Annotated in this window: 21 protein-coding genes; 14 read left to right on the plus strand and 7 right to left on the minus strand. The window is 68.6% G+C overall.

Annotated elements, in window-relative coordinates:
- From infB to ACAG24_RS28760, 8 genes are all read left to right on the plus strand, one after another.
- Positions 1 to 2,357: translation initiation factor IF-2 (gene infB, locus ACAG24_RS28725; protein ID WP_374150815.1), on the plus strand; the 2,357-nt coding region annotated here is incomplete at its 5' end.
- Between the two features lie 14 nt (positions 2,358 to 2,371).
- Positions 2,372 to 2,869: a 30S ribosome-binding factor RbfA gene (gene rbfA, locus ACAG24_RS28730; RefSeq protein WP_370476162.1), complete on the plus strand. Its 498-nt coding sequence runs from the start codon at positions 2,372 to 2,374 to the stop codon at positions 2,867 to 2,869.
- 22 nt (positions 2,870 to 2,891) lie between these two features.
- Positions 2,892 to 3,857 (plus strand): DHH family phosphoesterase, encoded by a 966-nt coding sequence (locus tag ACAG24_RS28735; RefSeq protein ID WP_370476164.1) that lies wholly within the window; start codon positions 2,892 to 2,894, stop codon positions 3,855 to 3,857.
- On the plus strand, positions 3,850 to 5,169 hold the full coding sequence (locus tag ACAG24_RS28740; protein ID WP_370476167.1) for an MATE family efflux transporter: 1,320 nt from the start codon (positions 3,850 to 3,852) through the stop codon (positions 5,167 to 5,169). Before ACAG24_RS28735 ends, ACAG24_RS28740 begins: the two co-directional genes overlap by 8 nt.
- Positions 5,170 to 5,260: 91 nt before the next feature.
- Complete coding sequence (locus ACAG24_RS28745; protein WP_370476170.1) at positions 5,261 to 6,367, plus strand: ABC transporter substrate-binding protein; 1,107 nt, start codon at positions 5,261 to 5,263, stop codon at positions 6,365 to 6,367.
- Between the two features lie 4 nt (positions 6,368 to 6,371).
- Entirely contained in the window at positions 6,372 to 7,235 is an 864-nt protein-coding gene (locus ACAG24_RS28750; protein ID WP_370476172.1) for an ABC transporter ATP-binding protein, read from the plus strand.
- A complete protein-coding gene (locus ACAG24_RS28755) occupies positions 7,236 to 8,096 on the plus strand; it encodes an ABC transporter permease (RefSeq protein ID WP_370476175.1) in 861 nt (286 codons plus the stop codon). It begins immediately after the preceding gene.
- Entirely contained in the window at positions 8,078 to 9,427 is a 1,350-nt protein-coding gene (locus tag ACAG24_RS28760) for an LLM class flavin-dependent oxidoreductase (protein ID WP_370476177.1), read from the plus strand. The genes ACAG24_RS28755 and ACAG24_RS28760 overlap by 19 nt, the downstream gene beginning before the upstream one ends.
- 38 nt (positions 9,428 to 9,465) lie before the next feature.
- Here the strand turns inward: ACAG24_RS28760 and ACAG24_RS28765 are convergent, their stop codons facing one another.
- Positions 9,466 to 10,077 (minus strand): class I SAM-dependent methyltransferase, encoded by a 612-nt coding sequence (locus ACAG24_RS28765; RefSeq protein WP_370476180.1) that lies wholly within the window; start codon positions 10,075 to 10,077, stop codon positions 9,466 to 9,468.
- Between the two features lie 44 nt (positions 10,078 to 10,121).
- Between ACAG24_RS28765 and ACAG24_RS28770 the strand changes: the two genes are divergently transcribed.
- Positions 10,122 to 10,553 (plus strand): MerR family transcriptional regulator, encoded by a 432-nt coding sequence (locus ACAG24_RS28770; protein ID WP_370476182.1) that lies wholly within the window; start codon positions 10,122 to 10,124, stop codon positions 10,551 to 10,553.
- Between the two features lie 86 nt (positions 10,554 to 10,639).
- Here the strand turns inward: ACAG24_RS28770 and ACAG24_RS28775 are convergent, their stop codons facing one another.
- The 4 genes from ACAG24_RS28775 to ACAG24_RS28790 all read right to left on the minus strand — a co-directional run bounded on the left by ACAG24_RS28775 (position 10,640) and on the right by ACAG24_RS28790 (position 14,582).
- A complete protein-coding gene (locus ACAG24_RS28775; protein WP_370476184.1) occupies positions 10,640 to 11,473 on the minus strand; it encodes an ABC transporter ATP-binding protein in 834 nt (277 codons plus the stop codon).
- A 12-nt stretch (positions 11,474 to 11,485) separates the two neighbouring features.
- Positions 11,486 to 12,523, minus strand: coding sequence for an ABC transporter substrate-binding protein (locus ACAG24_RS28780; protein WP_370476186.1), 1,038 nt, complete (start codon positions 12,521 to 12,523; stop codon positions 11,486 to 11,488).
- A 19-nt stretch (positions 12,524 to 12,542) separates the two neighbouring features.
- Entirely contained in the window at positions 12,543 to 13,424 is an 882-nt protein-coding gene (locus ACAG24_RS28785) for an ABC transporter permease (RefSeq protein ID WP_370476189.1), read from the minus strand.
- A 132-nt stretch (positions 13,425 to 13,556) separates the two neighbouring features.
- Positions 13,557 to 14,582 (minus strand): LacI family DNA-binding transcriptional regulator, encoded by a 1,026-nt coding sequence (locus ACAG24_RS28790; protein WP_370476192.1) that lies wholly within the window; start codon positions 14,580 to 14,582, stop codon positions 13,557 to 13,559.
- 232 nt (positions 14,583 to 14,814) lie between these two features.
- Here ACAG24_RS28790 and ACAG24_RS28795 point away from each other — a divergent pair, with 232 nt between their 5' ends.
- The 3 genes from ACAG24_RS28795 to ACAG24_RS28805 are packed head-to-tail and all read left to right on the plus strand — an operon-like array spanning position 14,815 to position 17,992.
- Positions 14,815 to 15,987, plus strand: coding sequence for a Gfo/Idh/MocA family protein (locus ACAG24_RS28795; RefSeq protein WP_370476195.1), 1,173 nt, complete (start codon positions 14,815 to 14,817; stop codon positions 15,985 to 15,987).
- Positions 15,984 to 17,171: a dihydrodipicolinate synthase family protein gene (locus ACAG24_RS28800; protein ID WP_370476198.1), complete on the plus strand. Its 1,188-nt coding sequence runs from the start codon at positions 15,984 to 15,986 to the stop codon at positions 17,169 to 17,171. The genes ACAG24_RS28795 and ACAG24_RS28800 overlap by 4 nt, the downstream gene beginning before the upstream one ends.
- Positions 17,171 to 17,992, plus strand: coding sequence for a sugar phosphate isomerase/epimerase family protein (locus ACAG24_RS28805; RefSeq protein WP_370476201.1), 822 nt, complete (start codon positions 17,171 to 17,173; stop codon positions 17,990 to 17,992). Before ACAG24_RS28800 ends, ACAG24_RS28805 begins: the two co-directional genes overlap by 1 nt.
- Here the strand turns inward: ACAG24_RS28805 and ACAG24_RS28810 are convergent.
- Positions 17,989 to 18,753 carry an enoyl-CoA hydratase gene (locus ACAG24_RS28810; RefSeq protein WP_370476203.1) on the minus strand — a complete coding sequence of 255 codons (765 nt, stop codon included), beginning with the start codon at positions 18,751 to 18,753 and terminating at the stop codon, positions 17,989 to 17,991. The genes ACAG24_RS28805 and ACAG24_RS28810 overlap by 4 nt on opposite strands.
- 44 nt (positions 18,754 to 18,797) lie before the next feature.
- On the opposite strand from ACAG24_RS28810, the gene ACAG24_RS28815 reads away from it, so the two are divergent.
- Positions 18,798 to 19,064 (plus strand): DUF2277 domain-containing protein, encoded by a 267-nt coding sequence (locus tag ACAG24_RS28815; RefSeq protein WP_370476206.1) that lies wholly within the window; start codon positions 18,798 to 18,800, stop codon positions 19,062 to 19,064.
- On the plus strand, positions 19,061 to 19,621 hold the full coding sequence (locus ACAG24_RS28820; RefSeq protein ID WP_370476209.1) for a DUF1802 family protein: 561 nt from the start codon (positions 19,061 to 19,063) through the stop codon (positions 19,619 to 19,621). Before ACAG24_RS28815 ends, ACAG24_RS28820 begins: the two co-directional genes overlap by 4 nt.
- On the opposite strand, the gene ACAG24_RS28825 is transcribed toward ACAG24_RS28820, so the two are convergent.
- Positions 19,610 to 21,202: a CocE/NonD family hydrolase gene (locus ACAG24_RS28825; protein ID WP_370476254.1), complete on the minus strand. Its 1,593-nt coding sequence runs from the start codon at positions 21,200 to 21,202 to the stop codon at positions 19,610 to 19,612. The two genes, ACAG24_RS28820 and ACAG24_RS28825, sit on opposite strands and share 12 nt — an antisense overlap.
- Between the last annotated feature and the right edge of the window lie 45 nt (positions 21,203 to 21,247).

Consider the following 21,247-nt stretch of genomic DNA (forward strand, 5'->3'; position numbering starts at 1 on the left):
GTCCCGGCCCGGGCGGGCCCCGGCCAGGTGCTCCCAAGCCCGCCCCGCGCACGCCGCGCGTCGGCAACAACCCCTTCTCGTCTCAGCAGCCGGTCGAACGTCCGGCGCCCAGGCCCCAGGCTGGTCCCGGCGGTCCGCGACCCGGCCCCGGCGCAGGCGGTCCCCGTCCCGGTGGCGGACCCCGTCCCGGCGCGACACCCGGCAACATGCCGCCGCGTCCCGGGGGCGGTCCCCGTCCCGGTGGCGGCCCTCGCCCCGGTGGCGGTCCCCGTCCCGGTGGCGGTCCTCGTCCCGGCCCCGGCGGCGTCGGCCGTCCCGGTGGTGGCGGCGGTGGTAACTACCGCGGTGGTGCAGGCGGCGGCGGTGGCGCCCCCGCAGGCGGCGGCTTCCGTGGTCGTCCCGGCGGTGGCGGCGGTGGCCGTCCCGGTCAGCGCGGCGGCGCGGCAGGTGCCTTCGGCCGTCCCGGCGGCGCCCCGAAGCGTGGACGCAAGTCGAAGCGCGCGAAGAGGGCCGAATACGAGAACATGCAGGCCCCGGTCGTCGGTGGGGTGCGCCTTCCGCACGGCAACGGCGAGACCATCCGGCTGGCGCGCGGCGCATCGCTGAGCGACTTCGCCGACAAGATCAACGCCAACCCGGCCTCGCTGGTGCAGGCGCTGTTCAACCTCGGCGAGATGGTGACCGCGACGCAGTCCGTCGGCGACGAGACCCTCGAGCTGCTCGGCAGCGAGATGAACTACGTCGTGCAGGTCGTGTCCCCAGAGGACGAGGACCGCGAGCTCCTCGAATCCTTCGACCTGTCCTACGGCGAGGACGAAGGCGGCGAGGACGATCTCGAGGTCCGTCCGCCGGTCGTCACCGTCATGGGTCACGTCGACCACGGCAAGACGCGACTGCTGGACACCATCCGCAATGCGACCGTGCGTGAGGGCGAGGCCGGCGGCATCACCCAGCACATCGGCGCGTACCAGGTCGAGGTCGACCTCGACGGCACGCCCCGGCCGATCACCTTCATCGACACCCCGGGTCACGAGGCGTTCACCGCCATGCGTGCCCGCGGTGCGAAGGCCACCGACATCGCGATCCTCGTGGTCGCGGCCGATGACGGCGTCATGCCGCAGACGGTGGAAGCGGTCAATCACGCCCAGGCGGCCGATGTGCCGATCGTGGTGGCGGTCAACAAGATCGACAAGGAAGGTGCCGACCCGGCCAAGATCCGCGGTCAGCTGACCGAATACGGTCTGGTGCCCGAGGAGTACGGCGGCGACACCATGTTCGTCGACATCTCCGCCAAGGCGGGGACGAACATCGAATCCCTGCTCGAGGCTGTCGTGCTGACAGCCGACGCGTCGCTGGACCTGCGGGCCAACCCCGACATGGAGGCCCAGGGCGTGGCGATCGAGGCGCACCTCGACCGCGGTCGCGGTCCGGTGGCCACCGTGCTCATCCAGCGCGGCACGCTGCGGGTCGGCGACTCGGTGGTCGCAGGCGACGCCTACGGCCGCGTCCGACGCATGGTCGACGAGCACGGCGAGGATGTCGAGGCGGCGCTGCCGTCACGTCCGGTCCAGGTCATCGGCTTCACCTCGGTCCCGGGTGCCGGTGACAACTTCCTCGTCGTCGACGAGGACCGCATCGCCCGCCAGATCGCCGACCGCCGCAGCGCGCGCAAGCGCAACGCGATGGCCGCCCGTGCCCGCAAGCGCATCAGCCTGGAAGATCTGGATTCGGCGCTGAAGGAAACCAGCCAGCTGAACCTGATCCTCAAGGGCGACAACGCCGGTACGGTCGAGGCGCTCGAAGAGGCGCTCCTCGGGATCCAGGTGGACGACGAGGTCGAGCTGCGGGTCATCGACCGCGGCGTCGGCGGCGTCACCGAGACCAACGTCAACCTGGCGTCGGCCTCGGACGCGATCATCATCGGCTTCAACGTGCGTGCCGAGGGCAAGGCGACCGAGCTGGCCAACCGCGAAGGCGTGGAGATCCGGTACTACTCGGTGATCTACCAGGCCATCGACGAGATCGAGAGCGCGCTCAAGGGCATGCTCAAGCCGATCTACGAGGAGAAGGAACTCGGCCGCGCCGAGATCCGGGCGATCTTCCGGTCGTCCAAGGTCGGCAACATCGCAGGCTGCCTCGTCCAGTCGGGCATCATGCGGCGCAACGCCAAGGCGCGCCTGCTGCGTGACAACGTCGTGGTCGCCGAGAACCTCACCATCTCGTCGCTGCGCCGCGAGAAGGACGACGTTACCGAGGTCCGCGACGGTTACGAGTGCGGTCTGACGTTGACCTACTCCGACATCAAGGAAGGCGACGTCATCGAGACGTACGAGCTGGTCGAAAAAGAACGTGTGTAGGGACGGCGTTATCCATGGCTGATCCCGCGCGGGCCAAAAGGCTCGCCAAGCGGATTTCGACGCTGGTCGCGTCGGCGATCGAGTACGAGATCAAAGATCCTCGACTCGCCGGCGTGACCATCACGGACGCGAAGGTCACCAACGACCTGCACGACGCCACGCTGTACTACACGGTGCTGGGCAGTTCCCTCGACGAGGAACCCGACTACGCCGGGGCCGCCGCGGCGCTGGACAAGGCCAAAGGTGTGCTGCGCACCAGGGTCGGGGCCTCGCTGGGGGTGCGGTTCACCCCGACGCTGGCGTTCGTGCGCGACACCGTGCCCGATGCCGCCCACCGCATGGAGGAGCTGCTGGCCCGTGCGCGGGCTGCAGATGAGGATTTGGCGAGAGTTCGCCAGGGTGCCAAGCACGCAGGCGACGCCGACCCTTACCGTGTAAGCGGGGTGGACGACGAGACAGCCGGGGGATCGACCGCAGAGGACATGGGTGGCTCCGACTCGCTCGACCACTGATTCGACAACTCGCGCATCCGAAGTGGGCCCGCGAGCCGTCGACGCGTTCGGCGCTGCCGACCTTCTCGCGGAGGCCGACAGTGTGAGCATCGTCTGTCACGTCTTCCCCGACGCCGACACCATCGGCGCAGGGCTGGCACTGGCGCTGGTGCTGGAGCAGTCCGGCAAGGAGGTGCAGGTCAGCTTCGCCGAACCGGAGGAGCTGCCCGACTCCCTGCACTCCCTGCCCGGCGGGCACCTGCTGGTCGCCCCGAAAACGCTGCGGCGCGACGCCGACCTGGTCGTCACCGTCGACATCCCGAGCGTCAACCGGCTCGGCGCCTTGCGCGAATTCGCCGGCCCGGACCGCAACGTCCTCGTCATCGACCATCACGTCTCCAATCAGCTGTTCGGGACCGCGAACTTCGTCGATCACTCCGCAGACTCCACGACGATGCAGATCGCCGAACTGCTCGATGCCTGGGGCAAACCGATCGACCTCGGGGTGGCGCACTGTCTCTATGCCGGGCTCACCACCGACACCGGCTCGTTCCGCTGGGCCAGTGCCCGCGCTCACCGTCTGGCGGCCCGCCTGGTCGAGGTGGGTGTCGACAATGCCGCGGTCAGCCGCGCGCTGCTCGACACACACCCGTTCGCGTGGCTTCCGATGCTTTCGCGCGTGCTGGGCTCCGCCGAACTGGTCGCCGACGCGCTCGACGGCCGCGGGTTCGTCTACGCGGTGGTCGATCACGACGAGTGGACCGCCGCCAGACCCGAGGAAGTCGAGAGCATCGTCGACATCGTCCGCACCACCCAGCAGGCCGAGGTGGCGGCTGTGCTCAAAGAGATCGGGCCGCAACGGTGGTCGGTGTCGATGCGCGCTAAGACCTTCGACGTGTCCGCAGTGGCCGCCACCTTCGGGGGCGGCGGGCACCGCCTCGCCGCAGGGTACTCGGCGACCGGGGCCGCCGCCGACGTCGTCGCGGCGCTGCGTGCGGCCCTTGGCTGAGGCCGTCGAACCGGCGAGCAGTCGGCGCATCGCCGCGCTGGCCTTTCCGGCGCTGGGTGTTCTCGCCGCCGAACCCGTCTACCTGCTGTTCGATCTGGCTGTCATCGGTCGCCTCGGTGCGTTGAGTCTGGCCGGGTTGGCCATCGGCGCACTCGTCATGGGCGTGCTGAGCTCGCAGCTGACGTTTCTGTCCTACGGCACGACCGCCCGGGCAGCGCGGTTCTATGGCGCCGGGGACCGCAGGGCCGCGGTCGAAGAGGGGGTACAGGCCACCTGGCTCGCGCTGGGGATCGGTGCGGCGATCGTCGCCGCGGTCCAATTCGCGGCTGTCCCCATGGTTTCCGCGCTGGCCGCAGGAGGCGAGATCGCCGATGCGGCACTGCCATGGGTGCGGATCGCCAGCCTGGCGGTGCCCGCGATCCTGATCGCGGCCGCGGGCAACGGCTGGATGCGTGGCGTGCAGGACACCGTGCGCCCTCTGCGCTACGTCGTGGTCGGTTTCGCGCTGTCGGCGGTGTTGTGTCCCGTCCTGGTCTACGGATGGCTCGGTGCGCCCGAACTCGGGCTGTCTGGTTCCGCAGTGGCCAACGTGGTGGGGCAGTGGCTGGCCGCCGTGCTGTTCTGCCGGGCGTTGTTCGTGGAGAGGGTGCCGCTGGCACTGCGTCCGCAGGTGCTGCGCGCACAGGTGGTGATGGGCCGTGATCTGATTCTGCGAACCATGGCGTTCCAGGCGTGTTTCATCTCCGCCGGCGCGGTGGCGGCACGCTTCGGAGCCGCGTCCGTGGCAGCGCACCAGGTGGTGCTCCAGTTGTGGAGTTTCCTTGCGCTGGTACTGGATTCGCTGGCCATCGCCGCTCAGTCGCTGGTCGGCGCCGCGCTCGGGGCGGGGCAGTTGACGCATGCCAAATCGGTGGCGTGGCGGGTGACGATCTTCTCGACCGTCGCCGGACTGATCCTGGCCGCGGTGTTCGCGCTGGGGTCCTCGGTGTTCCCGTCGGTGTTCACCACCGACCGCTCGGTGCTCGACGCGATCGGGGTGCCGTGGTGGTTTCTGGTGGGCATATTGCCGGTTGCCGGAATCGTTTTCGCCGTCGACGGCGTTCTGCTGGGCGCGGGCGACGCCACGTTCATGCGCAACGCCACCCTGGCCAGTGCGGTGCTCGGGTTCCTGCCACTGATCTGGCTGTCGCTGGCCTACGGGTGGGGTCTGATGGGGATCTGGGCGGGGCTGGCCATCTTCATGGTGCTGCGCCTGGTCTTCGTGGGCTGGCGGGCCCTGTCGGGACGCTGGCTGGTGCCCGGCACGCGCTGAGAAAACGCCCTTCGGCTGGGATGATCGAATTGGGCTCTCGCAGAACGTAACTGTTGTCGAGGCCCGCCGCCGCAGACCACTATTGCCCCCTATGCCGACTGCTATCGCTGGGCCTGCCCGCGACCACCCCCGAGCCCGAAGGCGCCACTGGACCACCCGTCTGGTGGGCGTCGCCGCCGCGACCGCGTTGGTGCTCAGCGGCTGTGGATCGAGTTCGGACCAGGGGGCCGACGGCGGCGTGACAACACTGCGTTACCAGGGCTGGGGCAATCAGGTCACGCTGCCCGAACTTGCCGAACACCTCGGCTTTTTCGACGAGAACGTCATCGAGTTGGAGTGGGTCGGCAACACGATCAGTGGCCCGCAGGACATCCAGTCGGCCGCGACCGGGCAGACCGATTTCGGGGGTGCGTTCGGAGGCGCGGTAGCCAAGCTTGTCGGGTCGGGCGCACAGATCAAGGCCGTCATCAACTACTACGGCGGCGACGACATCGACTACGGCGCCTACTACGTCCCCGAGGACAGCCCGATCCGCACCGCCCGCGACCTGATCGGCAGGAAGATCGCCGTCAACACCCTGGGCGGGCAGAACGAAGCCGACATCTTCAACTACCTACGTGCAGAGGGTCTTTCGGTCGATGAGATCAAGCGGGTCGAGCTGGTGACGCTGCCGCCGGTCAATCAGGAAGATGCGCTTCGCCGCGGTCAGGTCGACGTCGCCGGGCTTTCCGGGCAGTTCAAACAGCGCGCCGACGCGGCGGGGGGCCTACGCACCCTCTGGGATCAGCACTCTCAGTACGGGCCGTTCAACGGTGGCCCCTACGTCTTCCGCAACGACTTCATCGCCAGGCATCCCGAGGCCGTCCGCGCGTTCGTCGACGGGGTCGGGAAGGCCATCCAATGGGCCCGCCTGACACCGCGCGACGAGGTGGTACGGGTGCAGACCGCGATCATCGATGCCCGCAAGCGACCCAACGAGACCAGCGAGACCCTCAAGTACTGGCTTTCGCCAGGCGTGCCCTCGTACTACGGCTTCATCACCGACGCAGATTTCGAACGTTGGTCGGAGTGGCTGCTGTCGACCGGCGGGGCCGAGGAAGTGCCGCCGCCGTCGGAGCTCTACACCAACGAGTTCAACGACAACGCCACGACCGCCGTCCAACCCGCCGACGCCGTCGCGCCGGCCGTGGAGCGCTGATCCGATGGCCGCGAAATCCGCACATTTCGGGATCACCATCCGCAACGTGACCAAGACCTTCCCCGGCCGGGACAACGGGCCCGAGTTCCGTGCCCTCGACAACGTGTCCCTCGACATCGGCCCGGGTGAATTCCTCACCCTCGTCGGACCGTCCGGCTGCGGCAAGTCGACCCTTCTCGATCTGGTCGCCGGGTTGTCCACACCGACGTCGGGCGAACTGTCGATCGGCGGCGCGCCGATCACCGGTCCCGGCCTCGACCGTGGCGTCGTCTTCCAGCAGTACGCGCTGTTCCCGTGGCGAACGGCGTTGTCCAACATCGAGTTCGGGCTCGAGATCAAAGGCGTCGGTCGCCGCGAACGCGCGCAGCGGGCCCGCGAGGTCCTCGAGCTCGTCGGTCTGGCCGCGTTCGCCAGGCACTATCCACACGAACTGTCCGGCGGGATGCGCCAACGCGTCGCGATCGCCCGCAGCCTCGCATACGAACCGGAGGTGCTCCTGATGGACGAGCCGTACGCGGCGCTGGACGCCCAGACCCGCGAAGCGCTGCAGAGCGATCTGCGGGGCATCTGGGAGCGCACGGGCACGACGATCCTGTTCATCACGCACGGCATCGACGAGGCCATCTTCCTGGGCCAGCGCGTCGCGGTGATGACGAGCCAGCCGGGGCGCATCAAGACGATCATCCCGATCGAGCTCGACAGCCGGGGCGTCGACGCGGCGAGTGCCGCTGGGAGGGCGGACGACCTGCGCTCGACACCGGATTTCGTCGCCTACCGGCGACACATCTGGGGGTTGCTGCACGACGAGGTCCGCAAGGCCTTCGAGGCCCGCGATCCGGGGCTGGCTGCCGCGAAGGGAGTGGCCTAGATGACCGCGGCGAACACGGTGGTCGAACCCGCGGCCTCGCAGGCAATCCCGGCGACCGCCGCCGATCGGGCGCGGCGTGGGCCGTCGGGGCTTCGGCGGAGCGCAGAGCTGCTCACCACGGTGCTCAAGCGCGTCGTCGCGGTGGTGATGTTTCTCGCTATCTGGCAGCTCGCACCCACCCTGGGCTGGGTGGACAGGGCGTTCCTGAGTCCGTTCACCGAAGTGCTGCAGGCACTGTGGGGTCTGATCGCCGACGGCTCCTTGCAGCAGAACATCGCCGCCAGCATGCGTAGGTCGCTGACCGGGTTCTCGATCGCGATCGCGATCGCCGTCCCGCTCGGTCTGCTCATCGCGTGGTACGAGACGGTCGCCGAGGTGCTCACCCCGTTGCTGGCGGTCTTCCTCAACACCGCCGCCGTGGCACTGCTGCCGGTATTCACGCTCATCCTCGGCATCGACGACATCTCCAAGATCTCGATCATCGGCTACGCCTGCTTCTGGCCGATCGTCTACAACACCATCAGCGGCGCGCGCAACGTCGACCCGCTACTCGTCAAATCTGCGCGCTCCCTTGGTGTCAGAGATGTCAAGCTCTTCTACAAGGTGATCGTCCCGGCGGCGCTGCCGACGATCTTCACCGGCCTGCGCCTGGCCGCCGCGGCATCGTTCCTCGTGCTCATCACCACCGAATTCGTCGGCGCCAAGGCGGGATTGGGATATCTCATCATCTCCTCGCAGTTCAACTTCCAGATCCCGCAGATGTACGCGGGGATCCTCACGGTCTCGGTATTGGGCCTGACCTTCAACTACCTGCTGGTGTTCATCGAGACCCGCGTCACGAAATGGCGGCCGCAGCAATGACCATCCACCTCAACGCCTTCCTGATGGGGGTCGGCCATCACGAGGCCGCGTGGCGGCATCCCCGCACCGACGAGAACAGCGTCCTCGACGTCGGTCACTTCCAGAACCTGGGCCGCATCGCCGAGCGCGGAAAGCTCGATTCCGTGTTCTTCGCCGACGGCCTCGCCGTGGGCGCGAACGTCGCGCGCAACACCCCGTCGGTGTTCGAACCCATCACGCTGTTGTCGGCGATCGCCACGGTCACCGAACACGTCGGGCTCATCGCGACCGCATCGACGAGCTACAACACGCCGTTCACGTTGGCCCGCGCATTCGCCTCGCTCGACCACATCTCGGCGGGCCGCGCGGGTTGGAACATCGTGACCTCCGCCGGTGCCGACGAAGCGGCCAACTTCGGCCTCGACGGTATCCCCGAGCATCACGTCCGGTACGCACGCGCCGACGAGTTCGTCCGGGTCGCCTTGCAGCTCTGGGACAGCTGGGAGCCGGGCTCGCTTGTCCTCGACACGGCCACGGGTCGATTCGCCGACCCGGACAAGGTCCACCGGATCAACCACGAGGGTGAGCTGTTCCGGGTCAGAGGACCGCTCAACGTCCCCCGATCACCGCAGGGCCGGCCGCTGCTCGTCCAGGCCGGATCCTCGGATGCCGGAAAGGATTTCGCCGCCCGATACGCCGAGGCGGTGTTCACCGCGCAGCGCACCCTCACCGACGGAACGCGGTTCTACCGCGACCTCAAAGGGCGGCTGGCCCGCTACGGGCGCAGCCGTGACGAGCTCAAGATCCTGCCCGGCATCGTTGCGTTCCTCGGATCCACCCAAGCCGAAGCGGACGCGCTCGAACGCGAGTTCACCGAGCTGATCTCGCCGGACTATGCCCTGCGTCAGCTCTCGAACATGCTCGGCATCGACGTCACCCGGCACGATCTGGACACTCCGCTGCCACCACTGGGCGACGTGACGGTGATCGAGGGGAACAAGAGCCGTTTCCAGCTGGTCAAGGACCTCGCCGAGCGCGAGCAACTCACGGTACGGGAACTCATTGGCAAGCTCGGGGGAGGCCGCGGGCACCGCTCGTTCACCGGAACCCCGGAGGCGCTCGCCGACGACATCGAACGCTGGGTGACCGCCGGTGCGGCCGACGGCTTCAACATCATGCCGCCCTACCTGCCGGGGGGTCTCGAGGTCTTCGTCGACCACGTCGTACCGATTCTTCGGCGACGCGGGCTGTTCCGCACCGAGTACGGCGGCGACACGCTGCGGGCCAACTACGGCCTTCCCGAACATCAAGGTGGCACCGGAGCTTTCGTGTCAACGGCAGGGACACCCTGACGATCAGGGTGCGGGGCAGACGTCGAACGCGCAGCGCATCACGATCGCAGCCTGGCGCTGACTGCCCACACCGCTCTACGGCCTGCGCGGCGATCTGCGATGTCGACATCGACCATTCCGGCTGAACGGCACAGGGCGGCAAATGCTTCGGCCTGCCGCCGGGTCCAGCCGTGGCTCGCGACGCCGCTGGCGGCGGGTGGCGACTGACGTTCGACGGCCAGCAGTCTGCCGCCGGGCACCAGCACCCGCTGCGATTCTGCGATCCCCGCGGCGACGTCCCGCCAGTGGTGCACCGTGGCAAGCGCCCACACCACGGTCGCGGAACTGTCGGACACGGGGAGTTTCTCGGCGCTGCCCTCGGCCCAGGAGATCTTCGTGGTGCGGCGTGTGACGAGGCGTGCGACACGCAGCATGGACGGCGACGGATCGACCCCCGTCACCTGCGCGCCCCTGCTCGCGGCCACCCGTGCGGCGGTGCCGGGACCGCAGCCGACGTCGACGACGAGGTCACCCGGCCCGACAGCGGTGACGTCGGCGGCGAGCCTGGCGCCGGCCTTTCCCGTGAACAGGAACATCAGCGCGAACAACGAGCCGGTCAGGCCCGAGAACCCGGGATGGTCAGCGTGGTGGTTGACGGCGAGGTCGCTCATGACACGACCTTGCCGGTTCAAGGCGGGTTGAAGTCAAATGGGACATGGATTTGATCCCTATCGGCGCGGCCGCCGCGCGACTCCGGATGACGGCGTCGGCGTTGCGGTACTACGACGAGCGCGGCCTGGTCCGTCCGCGGTCGCGGCTCTCGGGCAGGCGGATGTACGGCCGAGAAGAGTTGCGTCGCTTGGCATTCCTGAAGATCGTGCATCGGCTCGGCGTGCCGCTGCAGACGGCCGCCGCGGTGCTCGACGCGCCGAGCGATCAGTGGCGAGGCAACGTCGAGGAGCAGATCGCCGAGCTCGACAGGGTCATCGAGCAGGCGCGGTCAGCCCAGCAGTTCCTGACCCACGCGCTGAACTGCCCGGCTGAGCATCCGGCGAGCGAGTGCCCCACGATGACGGGCGCCCTGGATCGACTGGTCGACGGAATGTCGGTGGAGGAGCTGGCCGCCGAGCAGTCGGACGAAATCTGACGCTCGACAGCGATGAGCGCGCGCATCTGCACACGACACTCCGGGGGAGGTGGGGGCAGACACGCGCGCTCGCGGTGCGAAGGGGATCAGTCGGCGGCCGAGGAGCTTCCGAGGAGATCGCGCACCCGGTTGGCGACGGTGATGAACTCCTGGCGCTCCATCGTCTCGGCGTAGTCACGCTCGGCGGGCAGGTCGACGTCGAGCGTCTCGACGATGCGGCCCGGCCGCGGGCTCATCACCACAACCCGGTTGGCGAGGTAGACCGCCTCGGCGACCGAGTGGGTCACCAGCACCACCGTGGTGCCGGTTTCGCGCCAGATGCGGTGCAGCTCGACGTTCATCTTCTCGCGGGTCAGTGCGTCGAGAGCGCCGAACGGCTCGTCCATCAGCAGCACCCGCGGCTGATGCAACAGCGCCCGGCAGAGGGAAACGCGTTGCTGCATACCGCCGGACAGCTCGTGCGGCAGCGCGTTCTCAAAGCCGGTGAGACCGGTCATCTCGATGAGCTCGTCGCACCGCTGCTGCGCGGCCTGCCGCGGCATTCCCCGCATCTCGGCCTGCAACAGGATGTTCTTGCGCACCGACCGCCATTCCAGCAGTGCCGCACGCTGGAACACGTAGCCGATCTCGCGCTGCGGGCCGCGCACCTTCTTGCCCCGCAGCAGCACGTCGCCCGATGTGGCGTCGGTGAGACCCGCGACGACCTTCAGCAGCGTGGATTTGCCGCAGCCCGACGGGCCCGCGATCGAGACGAACTCGCCCTCGGCGACCTGGAGGTCGATGTCGTCGAGCGCGGTGACGTCGGCACGCTTGGAGGAGAAGCGCACGGTCAGGTTCTCGATGGTGATGGCCGAGGAACTCACCGAGGTATTCACTGACGTCCTGTCCGTTCCCGGCGGTGTGATGGTGGCAGTTGTCATGTCCATGATCTCCTACTGCTGGCCTTCGGGCGTGAAGGACGAATCCCAGTACTCGGCAGGCTCTTTGGCGCCCTGGAGCAGTCCGGCCTCGTTGAGGGTCGCGATGGTGGTCTTCCAGTCCTCCTCGGCGTTGGTGCCCGGGGCCTGCTCCGCCGTGGCCGGCGTCGACAGCAGCGGGATGGTCTGCTGCCACTGCTGCAGGAGCACCTCGCGCGGCGGCATCTGCGGGTCCTTGCCCACCATCGCGTCGACGGCGGCTTCCGGGTTGTCCACCGCCGCGGCGTAAGCCTCACTGGTGGCGTCGAGCATCGACTGCACCAATTCGGAGTTGTCGGCGATCGTGGAGGTGTTGGCGATGAGGCCGTTGCTGAAGAAGTTCAGTCCCGCGTCGGAGTAGCGCAGGTAGCGCACTTCCCGGCCGCTCTTGTTGGCGATGGTCGGACCCTGATCGTGAGCGAACCCGATGAGCCCGTCGACCCGGCCGGACAGCATCGCGGCCATCTTGCCTGCGGCGTCGAGGCTCTGCTGGGTGACCTGATCCTCGGGCACCCCCACCTTGTTCAGGTAGATCGGGAACGTCGTGGTCGGGGCGTCGCCCGCGGACACCGCGATGGTGCGACCCACGAGGTCCTGAGGATTCTCGATGCCCGAGTCGGCGAAAACCTGTACGGCGGACGGCGTGGTCTGCAGGAAGACGCCCGCGCTCTTCACCTTCACGCCCTTGTCGATGTTGCTCAGCACGGCGGGGGTGTCGGCCCAGCCGAAATCGACCTGCTGGGAGCCGACCGCCTGGACTGTCTTGGTGGAGCCCTGGCCCGCGTCGATGGTGAGGTCGATGCCGTGCTTGGCGAAGATCCCCTCCTGTACGCCGTAGTAGAACGGGGCGTGCTCGCCGTAGGGATACCAGTTGAGCATCAAGGTGGCCGGGGCCGCGGAACCGTCTGCGGCCGGGGCGTTTTCGGTGCTGCTGCCGCCACAGGCGGACAGCGTGAGCATGGCGGCGGTCGCGGCGGCGGCGACAGCGGCTGCGCGGCGTCGGGTGAACATCATTGTTTCGTCTCCTTGAGGGTCAGGCAGAGGTGCTGGCGGAATTGGTGGCGCGGCGCGATGAGTGCCACGGGATGAGCAGCTTCTCGGCGATCTCGATGATCGCGAAGAGGACGATGCCGAGCAGCGACATGATGATGAGTGCGGCGAACAGCATTGCGGTGTCGACGTTTCCGTTCGCCTGCAGGATGACGTAGCCGAGACCTTCGTTGGCGCCGACGAATTCGCCGACCACCGCACCCGTGACCGCGAGGGTCGCGGCGACCTTGAGGCCCGACATCAGCTGCGGCAGTGAGGCGGGAAAGCGGATCTTCATGAAGGTCTTGACTCGGCTCGCGCCCATCGTGGAGGTCAGTTCGAGGATCTCGGGATCGACGGAGCGCAGTCCGGCGAGGCCGGAGATGACGATGGGGAAGAACGCCATCAGCACCGCGACGAAGATCTTCGGTGACGGCCCGAAGCCCAGCCACACGACGAACAGGGGCGCGATCGCGATCTTCGGGATGACCTGCGCGAAGAGGATCAACGGGTACACCGTCTTCTCCAGGTTCACCGAGTACATCATCACCACGGCGACGAAGACGCCGAAGACGGCGGCGATGACGAAACCGATGACCGTCTCCCACGTGGTGACCCACGTGTGCTGGGCCAGGTAGGCGGCGTTGGCCTGAGTGGTCGCCCAGGTGTCGGCGGGCGACGGCAGGATGTAGGGCGCGACGAGTTCGTTCTCGGTCACCGCCCACCAGGCGGCGAGCAGCACGACGACGAGCGCGATGGGCCGCCACAGTGCCGACGCGGTGCGGCGAGGGGAGAACGACGGCCGCCATGAGCGTCTCGACCCGGATGAGGCCGGGGGTGGAGCCGGCGAGGAGGGGCGCAAGCCGGCCGATGCGGTTACCGCCATGGAATGTCCTAAAGATCGCAGTGGCTCGGGTGAGAACCCGAATGGGAATGCGCTTTCCGAAGCAGTTCCGACGATAACGTGACCCAGCGCACACTGTCAACGACCCTGTGGCGTCGCCCCTCTCTGCGCAGGTCAGGATAGTCGCGTGCTGTCCCGCAGGATGACGTCGCCCGGCACCCGTTCACGCAGATCATCTGCGTCGAGGCGCAGAGCGAGTGCGACGGCGCGCATCCCGATTTCCTCAAGCGGCAGCGCCACGGTCGTCAGGCTGGGGGTGTGGTCGCGCAGCGTCGGGATGTCGTCGAAGCCCGCGATGCAGACGTCGCGGGGCACGATCAGCCCCATCTCCCGCCAGGCGGCGATCGCGCCGATGGCCATGACGTCGGTGACGGCGAACACGCACGGTGGTTTCCTGCCGTGATCCGGCGTGAGCTGAAGCGCCGCGGCAAGCCGCTGCGCTGCGGAGTGGCCGCCGTCGCGGGTGAAGTTCCCGGACACCTCGACCAGTGGAGTGAGTCCGCGCCGGCCCAGCGCCTCGACGAATCCGTTGCGGCGGTCCACCGACGTGCGAATGCTCGCCGGCCCGCCGATCACCGCGAACTCGGTATGTCCCGAAGCGACCAGAGCATCTGCCAATTCTGCTGAGGCGAAATGGTTTTCGGGTTCAACGGCGCTGCCGAACGCCAGCGGCTGCCCGATCACCACCACCCGGCCGCCGTTGGCGCGGTAGCGCCCGAACTCGCCTTCGATCTCGCGGTCGAGGTGCCCGCTCTGGCGCGAACCGGCCAGCACGATCGCATCGGCGCGGTGGGCGATGAACGTGCTGACCGATTCCCGTTCGATGTCGAAATCGCGGTCCGTACTGGCCAGCAGCACCTGTTTGCGGGCCGTCCTGGAAGCGGCCTGTACGCCGCGGACGATCGACGAGAAGTACGGGTCGGCGATGTCGTGCACGATCAGCCCGAGCAGGCCGGTGGAGGCGCGGGCCAGCGCCTGGGCCTGCGCGTTCGGCACATAGCCCAGTTCGCGGGCGGCCGTACGGACGCGGTCGGCGACCCCTTCGCCCGGAATTCTGGTCGACCCGTTGAGCACGCGGGAAGCGGTGGCTTGCGACACGCCGGCACGCGCGGCGACGTCCTGAAGGGTTACCGCTGGCATCTGCGCTGCTCCTGCCGTTGTGAAGGGCGTTGCGGGCCGCGGTCCGGGAGTCGCCGAGCAACCTCCGGGGTTGACCGCGACCCCGGAACACCTTACCGTGGAAAGCGCATTCCGAAGTGCTGACACCGCGCATCTCGTCGACGAGATGTCAGCGGTGCAGGTCATCCGACAGCACTGGCCGCGCGTCCGGACATCTCCGCCGGCCCGGCATCCCAGACAAGGACATTCCCCGATGACTTCATCGACCTCATCGAACGGGTCGCGCAGGACCCTGCGCATCGCCATGAACGGCGTCACCGGCCGGATGGGCTATCGCCAGCACCTGCTGCGGTCCATCCTGCCGTTGCGCGACAGTGGCCTGCTGCTCGAGGACGGCACGCGAGTGGCCGTCGAACCGATCCTGGTCGGACGCAACGCCGACAAGATCGCCGACCTGGCCGCCGAGCACGGCGTCGCGGAATGGACGACCGACGTCGCCTCGGTGATCGCCGATCCGACCGTCGACGTGTACTTCGACGCGCAGGTGACCTCGCGTCGGGTCGAGGCACTGTCGTCGGCGATCAAGGCGGGCAAGCACGTCTACACCGAAAAGCCCACCGCTGAGACCCTCACCGAAGCAATCGAACTGGCGCGCATGGCGGAGAACGCCGGGGTGGTCGCCGGCGTGGTGCACGACAAGCTCTATCTCCCCGGCCTGGTCAAGCTGCGGCGCCTCGTCGACGAGGGCTTCTTCGGCCGCATCCTGTCGATGCGCGGCGAATTCGGCTACTGGGTCTTCGAAGGCGACGGCCAGCCGGCGCAGCGGCCCAGCTGGAACTACCGCGCCGAAGACGGCGGCGGGATCACCGTGGACATGTTCTGCCATTGGAACTACGTGATGGAAGGCCTGCTGGGGGCGGTGCAGGCCGTGACGGCGCGCGCCGTCACGCACATCCCGACCCGGTGGGACGAGGCAGGGCAGTCCTACCCGGCCACCGCCGACGACGCCGCCTACGGCATCTTCGAGATCGACGGCGGCATCGTCGCGCAGATCAACTCGTCCTGGGCTGTGCGCGTCTACCGCGACGAGCTCGTCGAATTCCAGATCGACGGCACCCACGGTTCCGCCGTCGCCGGGCTGCGGCGCTGCGTCGCACAGCAGCGGGCTCACACCCCCAAGCCGGTGTGGAATCCCGATCTGCCGGTCACGGAGAAGTTTCGCGACCAATGGCTCGAGGTCCCCGCAAACGCCGATCTCGACAACGGCTTCAAACTGCAGTGGGAGGAGTTCCTGCGTGACGTGATGGCCGGCCGGCCGCATCGCTTCGGGCTGCTGTCGGCGGCGCGCGGCGTGCAACTGGCCGAACTCGGGCTCAGGAGCTCGGCGGAGGGCCGCAGGCTCGAGGTTCCGGAGATCGTGCTGTGACCGCGACGACGGCCACATCGACCGCGTCGGTCCTGCTCCCGGTGGACGGGCAGCTGCGTCGCCACCAGCTCGGGGCGCCGGGTGAGTGGCGCCGTCCACTGCAGCCCATCAGTTCCCGCATCGCCTACGCCGCCGCGCATGTCGTCCCGAAACCGTTGGCGGACAACACCCCCGGCGCTCCGGCCGATCTGGACTGGGACTCCACGCTGGCGTATCGGCATGAGCTGTGGTCCTACGGGCTCGGCGTCGCCGACGCGATGGACACCGCGCAACGCGGGATGGGCATGGACTGGGAGGCCACCCGCGAGCTCATCGCCCGTTCGGGCCGTGAGGCCGCCGCCGTGGGCGGACTGCTCGCGTGCGGTGCGGGCACCGACCAGCTGGCCGACGCGCCGCATCGACCGGGCGGGCTGCAGGTCATCGTCGACGCCTACCGCGAGCAGATCGACGTGGTGCGCGGCGCAGGTGCACAGGTGATCCTGATGGCGTCGCGGGCGCTCGCGCAGACGGCGGCATCGCCCGAGGACTACCTGTCGGTCTATGGAACCCTGCTCGCCGAGGCCGATCGGCCCGTCATCCTGCACTGGCTGGGCGAGATGTTCGACCCGGCTCTGCGGGGCTACTGGGGCAGTACGGACATCTACAGTGCGACAGCGACATTCGAGGGGCTGATCCGCCAGTACGCCGACAAGGTCGACGGGGTGAAAGTGTCGCTGCTCGATGCCGCACACGAGGTTGCGCTACGCCGGGCACTGCCCGACGGCGTGCGGCTCTACACCGGCGACGACTTCAACTATCCCGAACTGATCCTCGGCGACGGTCAGAGCCACTCGGACGCGCTGCTCGGCATCTTCGCCGCGATCTATCCCGCGGCGTCGACCGCACTTCAGCGACTCGACGCCGGAGACGATGCCGCCGCCCGGCAGATCCTCGATTCGACGCAGGCGCTGGGTCGGCACATCTTCTCTGCACCGACGTACTACTACAAGACGGGCATCGCATTCCTCGCCTGGCTGAACGGCCATCAGCCAGGATTCGCCATGGTGGGCGGCCTCGCCAGCGGACGTTCGGTCAACCACCTCTGCGAGGTGTTCGTGCTCGCCGACCGTGCGGGCTTGCTCACCGACCCGGACCTGGCGGCAGACCGGATGCGCACCTTCCTGACCCTGAACGGGGTGAGCTGATGTTCGGACGGCTCTCGCTCAACACCATGACGACCAAGCGCTGGACGTTGCGTGAGGCGGTCGAGGCGACCGCGGCGGCGGGTCTTCCCGCGATCGGGCTGTGGCGAGACCGGGTTGCCGAAGCCGGCGTCGAGCAGGCCGCGAAGATCGTGCTGGACAACGGGTTACGGGTGTCCAGCCTGTGCCGAGGTGGATTCCTCACCGGAATCGAGGACGCTGAGACCGCTCTCGACGACAACCGCCGTGCGATCGACGAGGCCGCGACGCTGAGTGCCCCCGAACTCATCATGGTGGTCGGAGGCATCCCCGACCGCGACCTCGTCGGTGCGCGCCGCCGGCTGGCCGACCGCCTCGCCGAGCTCGTGCCCTACGCCGCCGAGCGCGATGTGCGGCTGGCGCTGGAACCCCTGCATCCGGTCTTCTGCGCCGACAGGGCGGTGATCAGCACCCTGGCCCAAGCGCTCGAGCTGGCTGCGCCGCACCCGGCGCGAACGGTCGGTGTCGTGGTGGACACCTACCACGTGTGGTGGGATCCGGCGCTCGCCGATTCGGTGGCGCGCGCCGGCGCGCAGGGCCGCATCAGCAGCTATCAGATCTGCGACTGGCTGGTGCCGATGGAGGCCGACCCACTGGTGTCCCGCGGCATGATGGGGGACGGCGTCATCGACTTCGGTTCGATCTCCGCCCTGGTGCGCGACGCCGGCTACGGCGGCGACGTCGAGGTCGAGATCTTCAACGAATCCGTCTGGGCCACAGATGGTGTGGAGATCCTGGAGACGATGAAGCAACGCTACCGCGAGCTGGTTCTGCCCGCGCTCTAACGCACCTGGGACCGTCCCCGCTCGATCACGCCGCTGCGGCTGGCGGCGATGTCGTCTCCGGTCGCGCTCTTCATCCACTCGCGCGCAGCGGCCGCCTCCTGCCACAGCGCTGCGCTGTTCTGGCCGTCGTCGATGGCGTGGTAGGAGGCGAGCAGCGCACGCACCGCCTTCTGGTTGTTGCCGACGATCGACGTCGCAATCGCGCGGGCGGTGTCGAGCAGCTCGCCGTGCGGCACCACCTGGGTGACGAGCCCGCAGCGCAGTGCCTCGTCCGCCGACAGGTAGTCGCCGGTCATGCTCATCCGGCGGGCCATGCCGACGCCGACCTTCTGCGGCAGCCGCACCGACAGACCCCATGTCGGCAGCAGGCCCACCCGGGCGTGGGTGTCGGCGAAGCGAGCCTGCTCGGAAGCGATCAGGATGTCGCAGTACAGCGCGATCTCCAGACCGCCGGTGACCGCGGCGCCGTTGATGGCGCCGAGGACGGGCTTGGTCATCGGCGGCCACTTCGGCGAGATGTCGGGAAGATCGGTCGTGTCGCCCAGTTCCTTGAGGTCGAGTCCGGCGCAGAACACCGGGTCGGCGCCGGTGAGGATGACGACGTCGACGTCGTCGGCGGCCTGGGCGTCCCGCAGCGCCGCGAACAGGCTGCCGCGCAGCGCAGACGACAGCGCGTTGCGCGAACCGGGCCGGTTGAGCGTCAGGGTGCGGACGCGGTCGCGGGTGTCGATCAGCAGGACATCTTCGGTGGGGGTGCTCATTTGCTCACCGTATCGACACGTGTCAACCGCCTATCGTGGAGGTCATGTGCCGAAACATCACGGAGTTGCGGGGGCTGGAACCGGCCGCCACGGGCGAGGAGATCGAGGCGGCCGCTCGCCAGTACGTGCGCAAGGTCAGCGGGATCACCCGGCCGTCAGGCGCGAACGCCGAAGCGTTCGAGATCGCGGTCGCCGAGGTCACCCGGACCACGCAGCGGCTGCTGGCCGGGCTGCAACCCCGCAAGCAGCCGCCGAAAACCCTTCCGCCGCTGCGACGTCCGGAAGTTCGCGCACGCCTCAACGTGAAATGACGCATCCCGCGCTGAAGGAATGGAGCGCGGCGGTGCACGCGCTGCTCGACGGCAGGCAGACCGTCCTGCTGCGCAAGGGCGGTATCCACGAGAAGCGGTTCGAGGTGGCAGCTGACGTCGCGCAGATGCGGTTCCTGCTGTTCCCGACCGTCGCGCACAGCCATGCCGAACGGGTACGCCCCGAGCATCGTGACCTGTTGGAGGCCGCCGCCGCCGACAGCACCGAGGATGCGGTCGTCCTGCGGGCCGGCGCGCGGGTGGTCGCCGCCATCGCCGTCGAACGTCCAGAAGGGTTGACCGACATTGCGCCACTGCACATCTGGACCGCGCAGTCGGTCCAGGAGGATAGGCTCGACTTCCGGCCGCGACACCGGCTGACCGTTCTGGTGGTCTCGGCGGCCCCGCTGACCACTCCCGTGCGGCTGGACCGCGCGCCCGAGTATCGCGGCTGTTCGAGCTGGGTGCCGCTGCCGGTGAGCCCGACCTGGGGGACGCCCGTGCACGACGACGAAGCGCTGGATGCCGTCGCGCAGCAGGTCAGGGACTCAGTCGCCTGAGACCGGCAGCGTCACCCTGGTCGCGTCGCCGAGATGCACGGTGTGCCGAGCGGTCGCGAACGCCGTGGCGCCGGAGGAGAGTTCGCCGGTGCCCCGGTTGCGCAGGAATCGGGGATGGGAACCGCCCGCGACGAGGACCCGGACCCGGGAGCCTGCCGGGAAAGTCCAAGCGACAGAGTCCAGTTCGATGCGCGCCGTTGCGGACGGGGCGGCGGCCAGATAGCCGTCGCTGACATTGCGCGAGTCGCCGTGCGCGTCGACCTGACTGATCCGGACGAAGAGGTCGTTGTGCGGGTTGGGGCAGGTGTGTGACAGCTCCACCACCGGTGTTCCGATCACCCGCAGGTCGGTGGGCAGCGGATCGCCGGTGAACGTCACGGTGTCCGCGCGGCGCGACAGCCCCGTGTCGTCACGGTAACCGCCCGCGGGGGAGAGGAGCCGTCCACCGACGGTCGGAGTCGGGTCGGCCGGGTTGTACACGAACGTCACCGACTGATCGGATCTCGTTGGTGCGGAACGCAATCGACCACCGGGATGCGGGAACAGGACGAGGTTCGTCGCCGCGGGCGGCCACTCGGGAAGATCCCGCCAGCCTGCGCCCTTGACGTGGATGCGCACGGGTGCGGGCCGGGTGGCGGGTTCGCCGCCGAGGTGGGTGCCGAGCCAGTCGAGCGTCTCGCGGAGCACCGTTGGCGCCGCCTTGGTCATCATGTGGCCGTGCGTCCACGGCCCGACGGTGAGGCCGGCGGAGACCCCGCGGGCGCGCAGTTGCGTGTACTGCTCCAGGGTCTGTTCCAGGAACAGGTCCTGCCACCCGGTCAGGAACAGCACAGGGACCTCGCTGCGCTTGAGCGCATCGCCGAACCGCAGGCCCGTCCAGAACGGGTCGTCGCTGTCCGGATGATCGAGCCACGACTCGAACCACGGCGCGCCCGCACCGAGCAGCGCGCGGCTGGAGGTACCCAGCGGGGAGCCCAGCGACGCCTTCGTCACGAGTTGTTGCGCGCGCGCCTGCCGAAGAAGCAGGAGAAGGCGATTCGGGTTTTCCTGCCGCGACACGAGGTCGCTCCAGCCGAGGAAGTCGTTCAGTGCGAAAGAGCCGGTGCCCCAACGTGGCCCGCTGACATCGTGGGGGCCGACCGTGATCACCGAGGCCTTCAGCTCCGGCGGCGGGTCGCTCAGCAGCGCCCACTGGGTCCAGCCGAGGTAGGACAGCCCGATCGTGCCGAACGTCCCGGTGAACCACGGCTGCTCTCGCAACCACCGCACCGTGTCGGCGCCGTCGTCGACCTCGTGGACGAACGGGTCGAATTCGCCCCCGGAGCCGAACGTGCCCCGCACGCTCTGCAACACGACGTGGTAGCCGCGGGCGGCATACACGGCGCCGAACACGCCGGAGAACGGCCACCCGCGTCCGTACGGAGCCCGCACGAGCAACGTTCCGGCAGGCCTGTCCGTGCGCGGCGCGTAATGGTCGGCGATCAGATCGACACCGTCGCGCATCGGCACCCGCACCCGGCGGTCGACGGCGAACTCTGTGGTCGACGGCGGCAGCCGCAGCGCGGTGCCGAGCCTCGCCATGGCGGCCTGCTGGAGCGTCACCCCACGAGGCTACGCACAGCCCGG

Origin of the sequence: Mycobacterium bulgaricum (genome assembly GCF_041287165.2) — a bacterium.
GTDB lineage: Bacteria > Actinomycetota > Actinomycetes > Mycobacteriales > Mycobacteriaceae > Mycobacterium > Mycobacterium bulgaricum.